This window comes from Sphingorhabdus profundilacus, from assembly GCF_009769755.1.
In the GTDB taxonomy this organism is placed as follows: Bacteria; Pseudomonadota; Alphaproteobacteria; order Sphingomonadales; family Sphingomonadaceae; genus Sphingorhabdus_B; species Sphingorhabdus_B profundilacus.
This window is the reverse complement of sequence record NZ_SDWJ01000002.1, coordinates 316,571-332,820: the sequence shown is the minus strand read 5'-3', so window position 1 is coordinate 332,820 and position 16,250 is coordinate 316,571. Positions and strand designations below refer to the sequence as shown.

Annotated in this window: 12 protein-coding genes; 6 read left to right on the top strand and 6 right to left on the bottom strand. The window is 54.0% G+C overall.

What is annotated here, in order from left to right:
• Positions 1-404: 404 nt before the first annotated feature.
• The 3 genes from EUU23_RS09425 to EUU23_RS09415 all read right to left on the bottom strand — a co-directional run bounded on the left by EUU23_RS09425 (position 405) and on the right by EUU23_RS09415 (position 3,477).
• Positions 405-1,001 (bottom strand): RES family NAD+ phosphorylase, encoded by a 597-nt coding sequence (locus EUU23_RS09425; protein ID WP_160353893.1) that lies wholly within the window; start codon positions 999-1,001, stop codon positions 405-407.
• A complete protein-coding gene (locus tag EUU23_RS09420) occupies positions 1,001-2,737 on the bottom strand; it encodes a DnaA ATPase domain-containing protein (protein WP_160353892.1) in 1,737 nt (578 codons plus the stop codon). Before EUU23_RS09420 ends, EUU23_RS09425 begins: the two co-directional genes overlap by 1 nt.
• 401 nt (positions 2,738-3,138) lie before the next feature.
• Positions 3,139-3,477, bottom strand: a complete 339-nt coding sequence (locus EUU23_RS09415) for a hypothetical protein (RefSeq protein ID WP_160353891.1) — start codon at positions 3,475-3,477, stop codon at positions 3,139-3,141.
• 716 nt (positions 3,478-4,193) lie between these two features.
• On the opposite strand from EUU23_RS09415, the gene EUU23_RS09410 reads away from it, so the two are divergent.
• The 6 genes from EUU23_RS09410 to EUU23_RS09385 are packed head-to-tail and all read left to right on the top strand — an operon-like array spanning position 4,194 to position 11,584.
• A complete protein-coding gene (locus EUU23_RS09410; protein ID WP_160353890.1) occupies positions 4,194-4,433 on the top strand; it encodes a type II toxin-antitoxin system RelB/DinJ family antitoxin in 240 nt (79 codons plus the stop codon).
• Positions 4,430-7,186 carry a class I SAM-dependent DNA methyltransferase gene (locus tag EUU23_RS09405; RefSeq protein ID WP_160353889.1) on the top strand — a complete coding sequence of 919 codons (2,757 nt, stop codon included), beginning with the start codon at positions 4,430-4,432 and terminating at the stop codon, positions 7,184-7,186. The genes EUU23_RS09410 and EUU23_RS09405 overlap by 4 nt, the downstream gene beginning before the upstream one ends.
• Complete coding sequence (locus tag EUU23_RS09400; protein ID WP_160353888.1) at positions 7,179-7,934, top strand: hypothetical protein; 756 nt, start codon at positions 7,179-7,181, stop codon at positions 7,932-7,934. Before EUU23_RS09405 ends, EUU23_RS09400 begins: the two co-directional genes overlap by 8 nt.
• On the top strand, positions 7,934-8,353 hold the full coding sequence (locus tag EUU23_RS09395; RefSeq protein ID WP_160353887.1) for a hypothetical protein: 420 nt from the start codon (positions 7,934-7,936) through the stop codon (positions 8,351-8,353). Before EUU23_RS09400 ends, EUU23_RS09395 begins: the two co-directional genes overlap by 1 nt.
• Positions 8,350-10,392: a pseudomurein-binding repeat-containing protein gene (locus tag EUU23_RS09390; protein ID WP_160353886.1), complete on the top strand. Its 2,043-nt coding sequence runs from the start codon at positions 8,350-8,352 to the stop codon at positions 10,390-10,392. Before EUU23_RS09395 ends, EUU23_RS09390 begins: the two co-directional genes overlap by 4 nt.
• Positions 10,385-11,584 (top strand): GIY-YIG nuclease family protein, encoded by a 1,200-nt coding sequence (locus EUU23_RS09385; protein ID WP_160353885.1) that lies wholly within the window; start codon positions 10,385-10,387, stop codon positions 11,582-11,584. The genes EUU23_RS09390 and EUU23_RS09385 overlap by 8 nt, the downstream gene beginning before the upstream one ends.
• 185 nt (positions 11,585-11,769) lie before the next feature.
• Here the strand turns inward: EUU23_RS09385 and EUU23_RS09380 are convergent, their stop codons facing one another.
• The 3 genes from EUU23_RS09380 to EUU23_RS09370 are packed head-to-tail and all read right to left on the bottom strand — an operon-like array spanning position 11,770 to position 16,249.
• Positions 11,770-14,421, bottom strand: coding sequence for a GAP1-N1 domain-containing protein (locus EUU23_RS09380; protein WP_160353884.1), 2,652 nt, complete (start codon positions 14,419-14,421; stop codon positions 11,770-11,772).
• The gene (locus EUU23_RS09375) at positions 14,391-15,248 is read right to left on the bottom strand and encodes a TRAFAC clade GTPase domain-containing protein (protein ID WP_160353883.1); all 858 of its coding nucleotides are present in this window, start codon (positions 15,246-15,248) and stop codon (positions 14,391-14,393) included. Before EUU23_RS09375 ends, EUU23_RS09380 begins: the two co-directional genes overlap by 31 nt.
• A complete protein-coding gene (locus EUU23_RS09370; protein WP_160353882.1) occupies positions 15,245-16,249 on the bottom strand; it encodes a TRAFAC clade GTPase domain-containing protein in 1,005 nt (334 codons plus the stop codon). The genes EUU23_RS09375 and EUU23_RS09370 overlap by 4 nt, the downstream gene beginning before the upstream one ends.
• Position 16,250 lies beyond the last annotated feature (1 nt).

Genomic DNA, 16,250 nt, shown 5'->3' with positions numbered 1-16,250 from the left:
AATGTCAGGATGTCAGGGATTTTTGGTTAAACAAAGCGGAACATTTCAGAGGCTATCACGGAAATACACCAGATATATTGGGGAGCTGACATTAGTGAAGTGAGCGAATGCCAAACGATGTCTGGGCAATCGCAAGTTACTGGTCAACGAAAGATGACACTGCAAATTGGTCCTATGCTTCTGCTGCTTGGCACAACAGCTTAGATGCAATCGCGAGGTCGAGGCTTTCCCCGTGTCCGTCCGTACCAGCGAGGACCAAAAGCCATGCTGCTGCCAGTATCGAACCGCTCAATGGGTCGCTTGGAAGGCAGCAATGTTGGCAGCAGTTTCCACTCGAAAAATACATGATTTTGCCCCTGCAGCCCTCATGGGCCTGATCTTTCTGGGGCATGAGGCTACCGATTTCAGTGGTCTTCATCGATAACAATGTCGAGTTCGATCAGAGCTGGTTTGAGCATCGGGTGTTTGATAAGCGGCATGTCGGCTGCGACATCGAACGGCGGCGTAGAGCCTGGTTTTATATATGTCGCCAAGCAGATATCGTTGTTGCGAAAGCGGCTCGGGTATAGGATCCCTTCGGCCGAGGTGATTTGATCGAATAAGGTTTGGCTAAGTTGTCGGGATTTATCTTGGTGCGATGACATAATCACATCGGTATCGATTCCAGCTCGCGAACACAGATTTTTATCTAGCCTGAGCAAGGTCATTTCTGCCGGCGGCTTGAGCGAGGCGATCCGGTGCTTTTCCAATTCAGATATCGGTATGGCGCGGTTTTTCGTCCAATTGAGTGTATCGCGGATTACAACCTCCAGGAGTGCCGCAATCAGGTCATTGGCGGTATAGATTACCGCAAAGTCCTTGCTCGGCGATGAGAAGCGTGTGTTCGCATAGCCGAAACCCAGCGGCGTGTAGCCTTTGGTTTCATCGTAAATTCGTAGGACATGAGAAGGCATCGTTTCGACACGGGTTGCGCGTCGAAAATGTTTGATGATCGGGTCCATTATTGGCCGAATTGCAGTTCGGCTGCTTCGATGACCGCTTCGCGCTCACCGGTCCACAAAAGATCGATTGGTCTTTTGTGCCCAAGTGTGGGCGCCATGTGAACCAACCAATGCCATGCGCTGATAGGTGAGCCAGCGAGCCTTAGAACTGGTTCGGTATCGGGGAGAATGGCTCGTTCGCGGAACTGTTCTTCGGGATACCGGAACTTCGTGCGACCATTTGGAAAGGCTATAACATGGCCTTTTTTGCGGTACTGACTCAGCATCTGGGGACTAATATTGAAGCGATCCTTGATCGCAATGGCTCCCAATAATTCACCGGCCCACGCATCCAGTTGCCGACCCGCTTTGCGCGCATACGCGCGCACATTTGCTTCCGGATCTCCATTCTCTTGCGCCGCAGCGATAGCTTCGGGTTTCGACAGGGTGGGCATCGAACTTTCCCAAGGGCCGGCCTCGTGCGATTTTTGTTGTGGCTGGTCCACGCCGGTTATTACGACCTCCACGCGACCAAGCGTTTGGTTGGTAGCGGCGGCCGGGAGGATATCCTTCAGCTGCTCCTCGGCCAGCGTCCGCGTGATCGGTTGGCCGGTCAGTTGCGCATAGGCGACCAGCTTGTTGAGCCCGCCTTCGAGTTCGCGGACGTTGCGGCTGATGGTGCGCGCGAGGAATTTGATCACATCCTCACCTACCTGCGTGTCGGGCATCGATGCGAGCCGCTGGTTAAGGATCGCACGGCGAAGCTCAAGATCGGGGGGCTGGATATCCGCTACCAAGCCCATCGACAGCCGCGACAGTATCCGCTGATCGACGCCATCCAAAGCCTGCGGCGCACGGTCGGCGGCAACGACGAGGCGCTTGCCCGCGCCGATGATTGCGTCGATCGTGTGCAGGAACTCTTCCTGCGTCGAAACCTTGCCGATCATGAACTGGATATCGTCGATCAAAAGCACATCGACCGCACGCAGCCGTGCCTTGAACTCCATGACTTCCTTGCGCCGCATCGCGGTCACAAATTCCATCATGAACTTTTCGGCCGACATATAGATGATCTGCGCGTCGGGATTGACCTGCGCATAGGCATGGCCGATCGCGTGCATCAGGTGCGTCTTGCCCTGCCCCGTTGCCGCCTGCAAGTAGAGCGGGTTGAACAAGGGCTTGTCTTTCGTCGCGACGCGCTCGGCGGCGGTGACTGCGAGCACATTGGTCGGGCCACAAACGAAATTGGCAAAGGTGAGCCGCGGATCGAGCGCCGAGCGGACGGGCAAGGCTTCAACGGCCGATTGGGCGGCGACAATGTTGTGGATCATTTCTGTCATCGCCACCACTTTCTGGGTTTCTTTGGCGACCATCAGGTGGCTGCCTGCAATGCCACGAATGATCAGATCCACGAGTTTAGATCGTAGCGACGTCGGGGCCTCGGCGATGGACTCGATGTCTCGAACGAATTGCCGAGCACGCCTCTCATTCCACCCGATTTGCGAAAGCACGACCGGTGTATAGATATTTTTTTTTTCGAGTAGGGACATGTTTTGAGGGAGTTTAACGTCCACAAGCCTCCCGCGCTTGGCCGTGTTCAAAACGACCCTGTGATTGCTGACGATATTGCCCTCTCGCAATGTCGCCGATTGCTCGTCGGGAATGCCCAAATTTGTTTGTGCATAGATCACGACGGTTTCGTCACCTGTGGGTGCATTGGCTTTCCGAATGTCGGCGTGGGTTTTGGTCTTTTCCATAGTGCTGGGATACCTTTTGACTCGATTTGCCTACTATATCGTCAACATCATCAACTTCGTCAATGGCGACAACGCCAGCATGCGATCAGGCGCAAGTCTGAGATGTTGATAAGAGTCCGGCGAAAATCTGTACGATATCGCCTTGCCTGCCTTTTTAAGCTAAGCAAAACATACCCCCAATGTTGAGCTTCCTGCCAACTCGCATCATACCGATGGTCAACGAAAACGACGATAAGTAGGCGACTCAATTTTGCCTACGCGGGACACCACCTGTTGTGGTCGTTTCGGTCAAATACACCAGATATATTTTGGAGCTGACATTAGTGAGGCGAGCGAATGTCAGACGATGTCTGGGCAATCGCAAGTTACTGGTCAACGACAGCTGACACTGCAAATTGTTCCTATGCTTCTGCCGCTTGGCATAACAGCTTAGATGCTATCGCGAGATCGAGGCTTTCCCCGTGTTCGTCCGTACCAGCGAGGACCAAAAGCCATGCTGCTGCCAGTAACCGTCCACGTCGCGTCTCAGGAAGTTGGTCAATCATAGATTCGCCCGTCTCTTCTGCTTCCAAGCGAATGACGCTATGAGTAATGTCGAGCGCGTCGGCTGCAGTTTCGCTGACTTCTTCGGGCATCCCGGTGCATTCCCATTTTTTGCACGCGACACTTGCGAGCTTCACTAATCGGGCAGCTTCTAGAGTAACTTGGTCCGTATCTACTTCCATTGTAGCACTAAGCATGGGCTTTCTCCTTCAATTCATTAAAGAAAAAACACAGCAGAGTTTACGGCACAATATATTGCGTTTTCACCAACGCGAACCTCTCTCATGCGAAAAGGGGGTCAAACCCTGCAGGGCGGCTTTCTGAGCGGGCTTGGATAGGGACAAACCCGTTATGTATTTCGACGTGTATACGAACGGCAGTCACGATACTGCTTTCACCAGTCAAAAATGTCTTCGCCTGCTTACGGTTATGTCAAAGCGCGGTTAGCCGCCGGGCCGCTACACAACGTTCTCAAAACCTTTCGCTTATGAGCTTTCCGACGCCTCTAGTGAGGGGCCAGAGAGGTTGGAAAGGCCGCGTCAGTATGTTAAGAACCGACCGTGTGTATCCGAGCGTGTATCCGAAGGTGCCGCTTTCTCCTCAGCCATTCACTAATTCCCGACCTCGCCGGTAAGCTATCTTTCGGCATTAACTGTAATCAACTCATTTCACTTCGTTGAGGAACGTTCGCATAGCTTTAATTCGGGGAGAAGCGCGCTCGAGTCGCGGTATACAAATAGTACAAAATTTCCCGTGCAAAGGCTGATCCTCGGAGCGTCCGGCTGCTACCCCGGCATGCAATCTGTCATCAGAAAGCGCTGCAACGCTAATGCTTTGAAATGCGTCCGAAAACGGCCTAGGTATTTCTAGTGAATCACATTGTCATTCACGGCAGCAACAACGGGAGAGCGCAATGGTTGCAAATGCACTGGTTCAGACCCGCATTGACGCAACGGTAAAGGAGGAGGCCGCCACTGTTCTAGCGGCGATGGGCCTTACTGTTTCCGATGCCGTGCGTCTGATGTTGACGCGTGTTGCGCATGACAAAGCTTTACCCTTCGAGCTTTTAGCGCCCGACGAACAAACCCTGGCAGCAGTCAAGGAGGCACGCGAGACTGCCAGCATCTCCAAAGGAAAGCGCGCGCTGCAATGAACGCCGTCGAAATCGAAGAAGCCGTATCCAAACTGGCTGAGCAGCCATTTGAGCCCCAAGAGTTTCCGTTCGCGTTTCTCGAAGCCTTTGGCAACAAGGCGACCACGATCAAACGGCTGCGCAGCGGCGCATCGAACAAGTCCGATGTTGGCGGCGTTTTGCAGGCGAACAACATTCATCTTGCGGTCGCTAAGCTCGGTGCTGTCACGCAGACACTTGGGGCGCTGAAAGCTAGCCCGCAAACTGCCAAGGCAAAGGTGAAATTCATACTCGCCACGGATGGCGACCTGTTTGAGGCCGAGCACCTCGATTCCGGCGAAACACTGGCTTGTGAATTCGACAACTTCGCCGAGCACTTCGACTTTTTTCTGCCTTTAGCAGGGATCTCCTACGTCAACGAGCTTCGAGAAACGGCAATCGACAGAGGCGCAGCTCGTCGCCTCAATAGGTTGTACGTGGAATTGCTGAAGGACAATCCGGATTGGGGGAGCGAAGCGCGCCGCAGAGACATGAACCATTTTATGGCCCGGCTGATCTTTTGTTTCTATGCAGAGGACACCGGCATTTTCCATCCGAACCATCCTTTCACTAGCACCATCGAGAAGATGAGCGACCGGGACAGCAGCAACACTGATGAGGTGATCGGCGAGCTTTTCCGAGCTATGAACACGCGCAAGATCGATCATGAGGCCGCGGGAATCCGCAACTGGGCACGAGCCTTTCCCTATGTGAATGGCGGGCTATTCGGCGGCAATCTAGACGTGCCACGCTTCAGCAGGATCGCGCGGTCATACCTACTACATATTGGCAGCCTTGATTGGACGAAGATTAATCCGGATATATTCGGATCGATGATCCAGGCAGTCGCGGATGATGAGGAGCGAGGTGCGCTTGGCATGCACTACACCAGCGTACCCAACATCCTGAAGGTGCTCAACCCGTTGTTCCTGGATGACCTGCGTGAGAAGCTGGGGGACGCAGGCGACAATCCCCGCAAGCTGGCCATTCTGCGGAGCCGCATGGCGAAAATCCGGGTATTCGATCCGGCCTGCGGCAGCGGCAATTTCCTTGTCATTGCTTACAAGCAAATGCGCGATATCGAAGCCGAGATCAACCGGCGGCGTAGTGAGGCCGAGCGGGCGACCGACATTCCGCTCACCAATTTTCGCGGCATCGAGTTGCGCGACTTTCCTGCAGAAATCGCGAGGCTTGCGCTGATTATTGCAGAGTTTCAATGCGACCAAATCTATCGTGGGCAGCAACTTGCGTTGGCGGAGTTCCTGCCGCTGAACGCTGAGAATTGGATCACGTGCGGCAATGCGTTACGGCTAGATTGGCTAAGCGTTTGTGAACCTACAGGAAAAGGCGGCGGGAAGATTTACGCTGACGACTTGTTTGGCGCGCCACTCGATCAAACGAAGATCCACTTCGAAAATGAAGGTGGTGAAACCTATATCTGCGGTAATCCGCCGTATTCAGGCTACAACAAACAAACAGCTGAACAAAAAGCTGACCTTGAGTCGGTGTTCGCCCCGGTGATGAAACGATGGGGGAACCTAGATTATGTTGCAGGATGGTTCATCAAGGCTGCGCAATTTATTCAACAATCTGATGGAGCAGCGGCATTCGTTGCGACAAATACCATATGTCAGGGCGGGCAAGTGCCAATCTTATGGCCTTGGATATTTGCTGCGAGACAAAAGATCGCGTTTGCGCACACTTCGTTCAAGTGGGCCAATCTTGCAGCGAAAAATGCAGGCATCACCGTAGTAATAGTTGGGATTGCTCGCGGATCAAATGATCCTGCAACATTGTATGAAGAGGCCATCGAAGGGATAGAAGTTCGACAGGTTACCAATATCAATGGTTATCTTGCACCCTCAGCCAATATTTTCATTCAAGCTGCAACGCAACCGATTTCATCGATCTCAAAAATGAACTTCGGTAACCATCCCTACTATGGTGCAGCTTTGATTATCTCTAGGTATGATGCAAGTGAAATGGTTGCAAATGACAACCGTATAGCCGAGTTTGTTAGGCCATATTATGGGTCAGCGGAGGTGATTAATGCGAATCCCCGAATGTGTATATGGGTAAGGGATGATCAGGCCGATCAAGCAGCGGCAATTCCCGATCTAAAACGAAGATTTTTATCAGTACAAGCGGATCGCAGATCAAAGCCATCCGATTCAACTGCCACGACGCTGGTTAAGTCGCCTTACCGGTTTCGCGATCAGGTTGAATCTTCAAGTTATTTTATTGCTGTTCCACAAACAAGTTCAGAAAATCGACCTTATCTGCCTTGTAATGTCATTAGGGCGCCCGCTGTAGCGAGCTTCAAATGCTTCGCGATCCATGACGCCCCTCTCTGGAATATGGCGCTTATTGCATCGCGACTTCACTGGGTTTGGATCGGCACCGTTTGCGCGCGATTGGAGATGCGGTTTTCCTATTCCAACACTCTCGGCTGGAACACCTTCCCCGTTCCTACGCTGACCGAGAAAAACAAGATCGACCTTACCCGATGCGCAGAAGACATTCTGTTAGCGCGCGAGGCGCATTACCCAGCCACCATCGCCGACCTTTACGACCCAGAAACGATACCTGACAACCTGCGCGAAGCCCATGAACGCAACGACGAGGTGCTGGAACGCATCTATATCGGCCGTCGTTTTAAAAACGACACTGAGCGCTTGGAAAAACTGTTTGAGCTATACACTAAGATGACCACGGAAAGGCCCCATAGTGGTTGACCGTGTCTTCGTCCAAATGTGGGGCCCATTTCGCGATCGTCTTATCGCCACCCACGAATTCTATGTGGCGGAAGCGAAAAGCAGGTTACTGGCCCAGTTCAACGATGAGGCGATGAAGGCGGATGCCGACTGCCATGCGGAAGCGTGGCTGGCTGGCCGGGCGCAGCATTTCGATCCCGAACGCGATGATCCGGCAGCCGCCTACGAGCAGTCTTGGGATGAGGCGGTGGCATTTTACCAGAGCCTGGTCGATCTTCAGAAGACGACCAGGCTCAGTATCGTCGCTGGCATGTATCATGAATGGGAAAAGCACCTACGTGATTGGCTGGGCCAGGAGATGGGCCATCACCGCCTCGGCGAGCATACGCATGCTGCCATATGGAAGGCGGTCATCGGCGATTTATTGGAATTTCTCGAGTGCTTGCAGTGGCCCGTCAGGGATCGGCCATACTATGTCGACCTCAATCTCTGCCATCTCGTGGTCAACGTGTATAAACACGGCAGCGGCAACTCGTTCAACGAGCTAAAGGAGAAGGCTCCCGAACTTGTAGGTGCCAAGGCTGATTTGCCGGGATTTTTTCTGTCTGCCCTCGATTACACCAATCTAGAGGTTGACGATGCTGACCTTGACCGGTTCTCGAACGCTATAATCGCGTTTTGGAAAGATGTGCCAGAGAACGTCTTTTTTTCACAGATCTCCGGTGAACCGAAATGGCTGAAAAAAGCCGTCGAGAAGGATCTGGGATAATGGCGGCATTCGAGAAAATTGAATATCGGTTGCTCAACAGCAGACAGAAGGAAAATTACAATTTCCAACAGATTGCTGCCCGGCTCGCTGACTATGGCTTCAACAGCATTCGTCTGACAGACGACTGGCAGGGCGCTGATTTTATCGCCGTTCATATTGATGGCGAAACTTTCCTGAAGGTTCAACTCAAGGGCAGGCTGGTCATAGATCGGAAATATTCCGGCAAAGGCATCCACATCGCGTTTTTGCATGGAAATGAATTATACCTCTATGACCACGACAAATTTGTTCAACATCTTGAAGACAGTGAATTGATTGGAGCAGATAGCGTTACATGGCACCAGCAAGGATTCCGCAGCTGGCCATCCCCGCCGTCATGGGCGATAATCTATCTATCCGAATATAGGATTGCACAATGACCAAATCCGTTCCCTGCGTTTCCGTTACTTATTCTCGCAATGGTGCTTCGACCAAGGCTAACGCCTATGGCATGCGCGAGATGCAGGAAGGGGCCTATGAAAAGCGCGGTGAGCAGTATCTGCTAATCAAATCGCCCCCCGCGTCGGGGAAAAGCCGCGCGCTGATGTTTATAGCGCTTGATAAGCTGGCCAATCAGGGGTTGAAGCAGGCTATTGTTGTCGTTCCGGAAAAGAGCATCGGCTCGAGTTTTAACGACGAGCCGCTAACGAAATATGGCTTCTGGTCAGACTGGACCGTCGCTCCGCGCTGGAACCTGTGCAATGCGCCCGGCGAGGATGGCGGTAAAGTCAATTCGGTCGGTGCCTTCCTCCAAAGCGACGACAAGGTTCTGGTCTGCACCCATGCCACTTTCCGCTTTGCCGTGGATCGGTTTGGCGTGGAGGCGTTTGATGACCGCCTGATCGCGGTAGATGAATTCCACCATGTTTCTGCCAGCGCTGACAACAAACTGGGCGCGCATCTGGCGGAGTTCATCGCGCGGGACCGCATTCATATCGTGGCGATGACGGGCTCTTATTTCCGGGGCGATGCCGAGGCAGTGCTTTCCCCGCATGATGAAGCCCGCTTCGACAGCTATACCTACACATACTATCAGCAGCTCAATGGCTATGAGCATCTGAAGCAGCTCGACATCGGCTATTTCTTCTATTCTGGTGCCTATGCCGACGATATCCTCGCTGTGCTAAACCCAGCCGAAAAAACCATCGTCCACATCCCCAACGTGAATTCGCGCGAAAGCACGAAAGACAAGATCAGGGAGGTGGAACACATAATCGAAGAGCTGGGCGACTGGCAGGGCACCGACCCTGTCACCGGCTTCCAGCTGGTCACCACAGCGGATGGCCGCACTCTTCGGATTGCCGATCTCGTGGATGATGACCTAGCTAAGCGCGATCGCGTGTCCTCTGCGCTGAAAGATCCCGCGCAGAAAAACAATCGCGACCATGTGGATATCATAATTGCGCTAGGTATGGCGAAGGAAGGGTTCGATTGGATTTGGTGCGAACATGCCCTGACCGTGGGGTACCGCGCCAGCCTGACCGAAATCGTGCAGATCATCGGACGCGCTACCCGCGATGCACCAGGTAAGATCCGTGCGCGCTTTACCAATCTAATCGCAGAGCCGGATGCTGCTGAAGCCGCCGTGACGGAAGCGGTGAACGACACCTTGAAGGCGATCGCCGCCAGCTTACTGATGGAGCAGGTGTTGGCCCCGCGCTTCGAGTTCAAGCCTAAAAACCCGACAAATCAGGCCACACCTGACTTTGACTACGGCCCGGACGGTTACGATCCTGACAAATGTAACGTTGGTTTCCACGAGGAACGCGGTGTATTTCAGATCGAGATCAAGGGGCTAACCGAGCCCAAGAGCCCGGAAGCCGTGCGCATCTGCCGTGAGGACTTGAACGAGGTGATTGCGAGTTTCGTGCAGGATAAGCCCTCGATTGAGCGCGGCTTGTTCGACGAGGAGCTGGTTCCGGAGGAGCTGACCCAGCTGCGCCTAGGCAAGATCATTAAGGCCAAATATCCTGAGCTGGACGACGAGGATCAGGAGGCGTTGCGTCAGCATGCCATTGCCGCCTTAAATTTGACTCAGCAGGCAGCCCGCATCGCCATCGGGGACGACGACCAGCCCAGCGCCAACACCGCCCTTATCGACGGTGTGCGCAAGTTTGCGATGGATGTGCGCGAATTGGACATCGACCTGATCGATCGCATTAATCCATTCGGGGAAGCCTATTCCATCCTTGCCAAGACGATGAGCGAGGATAGCCTGAAGCAAGTCGCGGCAGCAATTGCCGCCAAGCGCACGACCCTATCGCCAGAAGAGGCGAAGGAGCTAGCCGTTCGCGCTGTGCGCTTCAAAAAAGAGCGCGGACGTTTGCCGTCGATCAGTTCGACTGACGCATGGGAAAAGCGGATGGCCGAGGGCGCCGCCGCATTTGTGCGCTTCAAGGACGAGGGTCGCTATGAGTGACTTCGACCTCGACGACCTGCGTAACGAACTGTCTGAGTTCGCGCTGCCCGAAAAGAAGGTAGGGCGTTCTCCACGCGAGGAACGCATCGTTGCTGGATTTGAGGAGATCCAGCGATTTGTAGAGGACCATGGCCGGACACCAAAGCATGGCGAGGACTGCGACATCTTTGAACGCCTGTACGCTGTGCGGCTCGACCGGCTTCGTTCCCAGGATGATTGCCGCGAGCTGCTGGTAGCGCTCGACCATCAGGGGTTATTATCTGGAGCAGATGCCTTTGCAGCGGCGCCCGTCGAGACGATGGATGAGGACGAGCTTCTAGCCGAGTTGGAAGGACTGGCAGGCGATGCTGACATTACCCAGCTTCGGCATGTCCGGCCCAGTGCCGAAAAGCGCGCCGCCGAAGAAATTGCTAACCGCGAACCTTGTGACGATTTCGACCAATTCAAGCCGTTATTTGACCGGGTGAGGCAAGATCTTAAAGTAGGCGTGCGCGAAACCCGCAAAATCGACAACTCAGAAAACAGCTTGGCAGACATTAAGCCTGGTGCGCTATTCATTGTAGGCGGACAGATTGCAGTTGTCGTTGAGGAAGAGAAGTCATTCGTGACGGAATACAACAGAACCGACAGGCGGCTGCGTGTAATCTACGATAACAAGACGCAAAGCAATGTACTGGCTCGTTCTCTTCAAAAAGCACTTTACCGCGATGGTGCCGCCCGGCGTATCACCGAATTGTCAGCAGGGCCTCTTTTTGCAGAAGTGATCAATGAGGAAGATTTGGCAAGCGGGACGATCTACGTACTCCGTAGCAAGTCGGTGCACCCACTCGTTGCAGCCAATCGGGAGGTTCTGCACAAGATCGGCGTGACTGGCGGGGACGTAGTTCGCCGCGTCGCCAACGCCAAACTTGATCCGACCTTCCTTATGGCGGAGGTAGAAATCGTAGCCACTTACACGCTGTTCAATATCAACCGGACTAAGCTGGAAAACCTTATCCATCGGATATTTGACCCCGCACGGCTTGATATCGAGATCAAGGACCGTTTCGGCAACCCGGTGGTCCCGCGTGAATGGTTTCTTGTGCCGCTGTTCGTCATAGATGATGCGGTGGAGCGGATTAGAAGCGGAGATATCACAGGCTGCATCTACGATCCCAAAGAGGCAAAGCTTGTTGATTTTACAAGGAAATAGGCGAGTTTTTATGTTTAATACGGCCTAACGTCTATAATACGGTCACCCAGAATTCCTTTCGAGCCACATCAACCTAACAATTCTCGAGCGTGTCCTAATGTCCCAGACCAATGCCAAGCCTAATCTAGCCGGCAAGATTCGACTTATCCGAACGAATGGCCATAATTTCCAATGCATGAACCGGATCAACTCCCGCTTTTATGGAAATCGTCCAAAGCGGCTTTTAGAACCGTGCGTCCCGGTTCCGGATAACTCCTGACACCGCTTTCTATGCGACGGAGGTATGCCATTCCTCCAGGACGGCCGATTAGGTATCCGAGAATTTTTCGGGGTATATGCGCATCAACACCCGCCCTGAGCAATTCAACTGGCTCCCACTTTGAGCGAAGGAACTCGTCCACTACCCCGTGCCGAGCGGACTTGGCCTTGTCCCAGTCGGTTATAAGTGACAGCGGGAGCATAATCATCGCTGTAATCAAGTTGTTCGGTACATCAGGCACGCTATCTTTTTTGAGCCGAGCATAAACCAGGGGGAAAGCAGCCGCCACCACTGCGCCGGCTGGTTCATTGACTCGCGTGAGGGCGTAATTGAGGGCTGCATCGACGCTTCGCAACAAAGCCTCAGGGTGAGACTTTCTGGCTAGTCGAAGAATACGTGCCCAGCCGTCGTAACCCGCTTGGCCGTATCCACCCGTTCTGCGATCAGTCAGACGACGATTTATCTGATCAACAATTGGTATGAATCGCGCAACTGATTTGGATTGTGCAATCGCTGCGACATTGCGTCCGACCTGCGCGCCATCGAAAGCAGTAGACAGAGCTACCGATACAAGCCGTGCTGGCTCAGCGTTAGCAAGTAGAGGGTCAAGGAGGTCGGCATGAGGAACAGGATCGAGGGACAATAGTTGATCGAGAAGCTGCATACTTGCGTCGTGATACTCACTTTCCGACAACGTCACCCGAGCTTGCCGCAGCAACGAAGCGGCCGACGGAGCGGCGACGGGAAGTAAACGCAAAAGTCTGACAAAAGCTTTTCCACTTCCTGGCAGCCCTGAAAGCGATGCCTCTATAAGAGCATCTTTTATACGTCCTTCGCGCAGTAATTCGCGCAGGTCAGCATCGGATTCGGTTGAGATAATCGTCAGCAAAAGTGATGAAAGTCGGTCGGCGTGAACAAAGCGTGCATCCACGAGCCATTTGATCGATGTCCGATCGCGGGAGAGTTCGAGAATAATCTGGTCGCCTTCGCTCACGCTTGGCGCAACTAGCGCCTCTCTCAGCAGCACGTCCTTCTGAAGCATCTCGCGTGAAGCTTCGATAAGCGTATCAATGATTGCTGATCGCGATCTAGCGTTTGCCGCGAGCACGTTTCTGGCAAGAAGTCCGAAGTTTGATGCTGGGGCACCCTGAATTGCAGCACGTAGCAGTGGAGCCACGATGGAGGAGCGGGCGCCTTTCGCTAATCCGCCAATCGATCTCTTTGCCGCCAATGGGTCGCCTGCGACGAGATCTGCGATTTGCTTCACCAAGACCGCGTCCGCGTCGTCATTTAAACTGGTAGCGACCGCAGTGGAGAACGAGGGGCTCTCCTTCATAAGTGAAACGATCACGTCAGGAAGGCAGCCTCGGAGGGTAATGACGAATTTGTCCTCGTCCAAGTCTGCCAGTCCTTGGGCGACTGGCGGTCGGAGAAGATGCGGAAGCGTAGTCGTTGAGACATCATCATTCGCCCTAATAACCAACGCAGGGAGCGATCGCGCGATTAGTCTGCCTGCCTTAAATACTGATCGTATGACACTGAGCGGTATCCCGTCACCCAGCTTGCGTACTAGTAAGACGACGAAGCGCCAGTTGTCCGGCGTCGGAGACGAAGATGACTCGGAAAGAAATCGGATGATAAGCCCCTGGACCTCGGGCACGCTCCAAGGCTGTCTGCCGAGCGAGCTAAGGATGTCTAACATCCCTAGCAGCGCGGTTGGCGAAGAATGAGCCTTGCTTCGCAGGTCCGACCACAGCAGCGAGAGGCGTAGGGCTGAACCATCGTTGCGGTCACCTGCGTCAAGTGCACCAATTTCATCCAATGCTCGTAAACTCGGGTTTGGATCAATAAATATATGGGCTTGCAGCTGAGCAGTCCACTCGTGGCGGGTGAAACCGCCTTCAAGAGATGCGTTCACTTTTCGGCCAGCCCACCTCGTAAATCTAGAACGTGCGCTGTCTGGAGCGAAGACAACGTCGAAGTCGCGTTCCGGCAGTAATCGAGGACTGAGGGCAAATGTACAGATCGCCATCGACGCACGACGCGATGGCCACAGGCTCTGTAGCAGGCGACCGGTAATCTCCTCTACAGAGCCATAACCGAATGCGGCGAGCGTGGCTGCCCGCTCAAGGAAAAGGGCCTCCACGAGTTGCCCCAAGCCCGGTTCATTGAGCGGTTCCCACGAAGAGGCTGTGGTCACGATCTGAGCACGCTCTTTTGTAATGTCTTGGGTGCTCAACGTCTCGAAAAACGGCCGAACAGAGGGCGCTGTCGCCCACAACTCGGTTGGCACGAGGAGGCTTCGGGTAAAGACGGTGCCAGATCTAGTAGCATTCAGATCCTGCCACGTTCGGGCGATGACGCTGAAGCGTCCACTGGGGAGCGGGTAAACAGTGAGATAGGGCGCGAACATCTCACCCGGGCGCGGCGAACCACTCGCGTCCGAAAGCTTGTCTATGAGATCTTGGTCGCGTGGTTCGAGTTCAATGGTCGAGGAAATGAGCTGATGACCTCGCCTGTAACCGTGCCACTGTTGATCGACTTGCATCAGGTGGAATTCTGGAATTGCAGCACCCACGATACCGGACGCGAAATATCGCCAACTTGTTCCATTGGTATCAAGGTGTCGTCTACGACGTAGCCACTCTCAACAATATCGCCTTCAAGATAAACGTTTTGAAAAGCCACGTCAGCAAGCTCACCGCCTACGACGCTAGCGCCGAACACGCCGATCTCGACGTCGTCGACATTGTCGATCATGCCGGCGAACAATGGATAAGTGTCTCGCAAGAAGGAAAGCGGTCCTTTGCTTCGTGTCTCCGTATCTAGCAGGTCGTAGGCGGTCACGACGATACCTACGCGTGGTCTTGTATCCAAGCCTGTGCCTAGGTTTTCTTGAAGGAGGCGAAGGAGTTGGCAGAGTAGAACTTGGCTCGGAATCGCATATGCCGGATTGGGCCCAGCCAGCTCGAGCAGAGGAGCAGTATTTACCCAGTCCAGCGGAGTGACGTTCAGCTCGGAAAGTACCCGGACGAAAAGAAGCGCGCCGTCTGCATGTTGGACTCTGTCAAGCCACTGGCGGGATATCTCAGCCGTGCGAGCGACCTCGTCCCATGTCTCGCCCGAAACATCCGGGACACTGATGGTTGCAGTCGCTCCCGTGTCGACCTCCCTGACATCGAGCGTGATATCGCCACTGAGTTCATCGGTGGTATTGTGTGACCGGGGAGCAAACTCTCCTTTCATCAGGTAAGCAAGCGCCTCCTCCACGTACTGAATGTCATCTGGCAGGTCCGGCGCACGCAGCTTTCCATCGCCGTCACGCAAATGTGCGACAAGTCTCGCAAGGAAGTTGGTCTTTCCACTGTCTGGGCCGCCGACCATAATGAGCGTCCGATTTTTCACTTTTTCTCTCCGACGTAGCGGTTCATAAACCTTCCGGCCAAGCCACCGGTGTCGTCGGGCCACTCTATTCCAGCGGGCTGAGGCGTTGGAATTGACTTCAGAATGAGGTCGGAGATGCCGGCGCCTGCCTGAACCTGCTCGTTGGCGGAGAACGATGCGATTTCTATGATCTCGGCTGACAAGTTAAGTTCGTCTGCAATCTGATTTAAGCGACCCGAAGTAGCTTGGAGCAATGGCCCAGAATCCGAATGCGTGACGACGATTTTAACCGGTGGACACCCCTGCTCTAGCATGGCTGCAACTCTGCGGAGCAGCTGCTTCGTACGACTCATTGTGTGCATCCTCGTGGCGTTGTCCCGTAACTCAGCGCCGTTCACGAACACCCAAATCACCTGGGCTGAAGCGAGAAAGCCGAGGCCTTCGGTCCTGTTCGAATCTATCAGAGTGTCGCTCCATTCGCCAGGCATGTCGGGGATCAGCAGGTCGAGCAAGGTGTTGTTGTCTAGCTTCTTTAGCCGCAAATGTAAAAAACCGGCAACACGACGACCGCCTGCTGTTGTACGGGCAGTCATTGCGTCTGGCGGCGGAGTACTCCAGACGCGTGCTCCTTGGCTTATCTCCTCGAATGCGAGCAGACGCGTACTTTTGGCGAACTGAAAACCCTCTAAACTGCCGTGACCAAGGCGCAGATACATACTGACGAGCGCAGCAGTCTTGCCAGCTGCAGGTGTTCCGACGACACCGACGAGGAGACATTTACGGGACCCAAGATAGTCACTAAGCTCTCCGACCTCGAGTGGCAGGTTGTCCCATAGAACCGGCTTGTCCTCCCATGTTTCTAACACGGGTGATACGGTCAGCTCCGTTTCTAAGCTGTCATCGCTCTCGAGCGTAGTCGTGTCGTGAGTGACCCTGAATTCACATACTTCAGGGTCGTTGTTGAGCAGGCAGACTCCAGTCTCCCCGACCGTGCAGCCGACTGTTTGGCAGGCGTCGGTCATA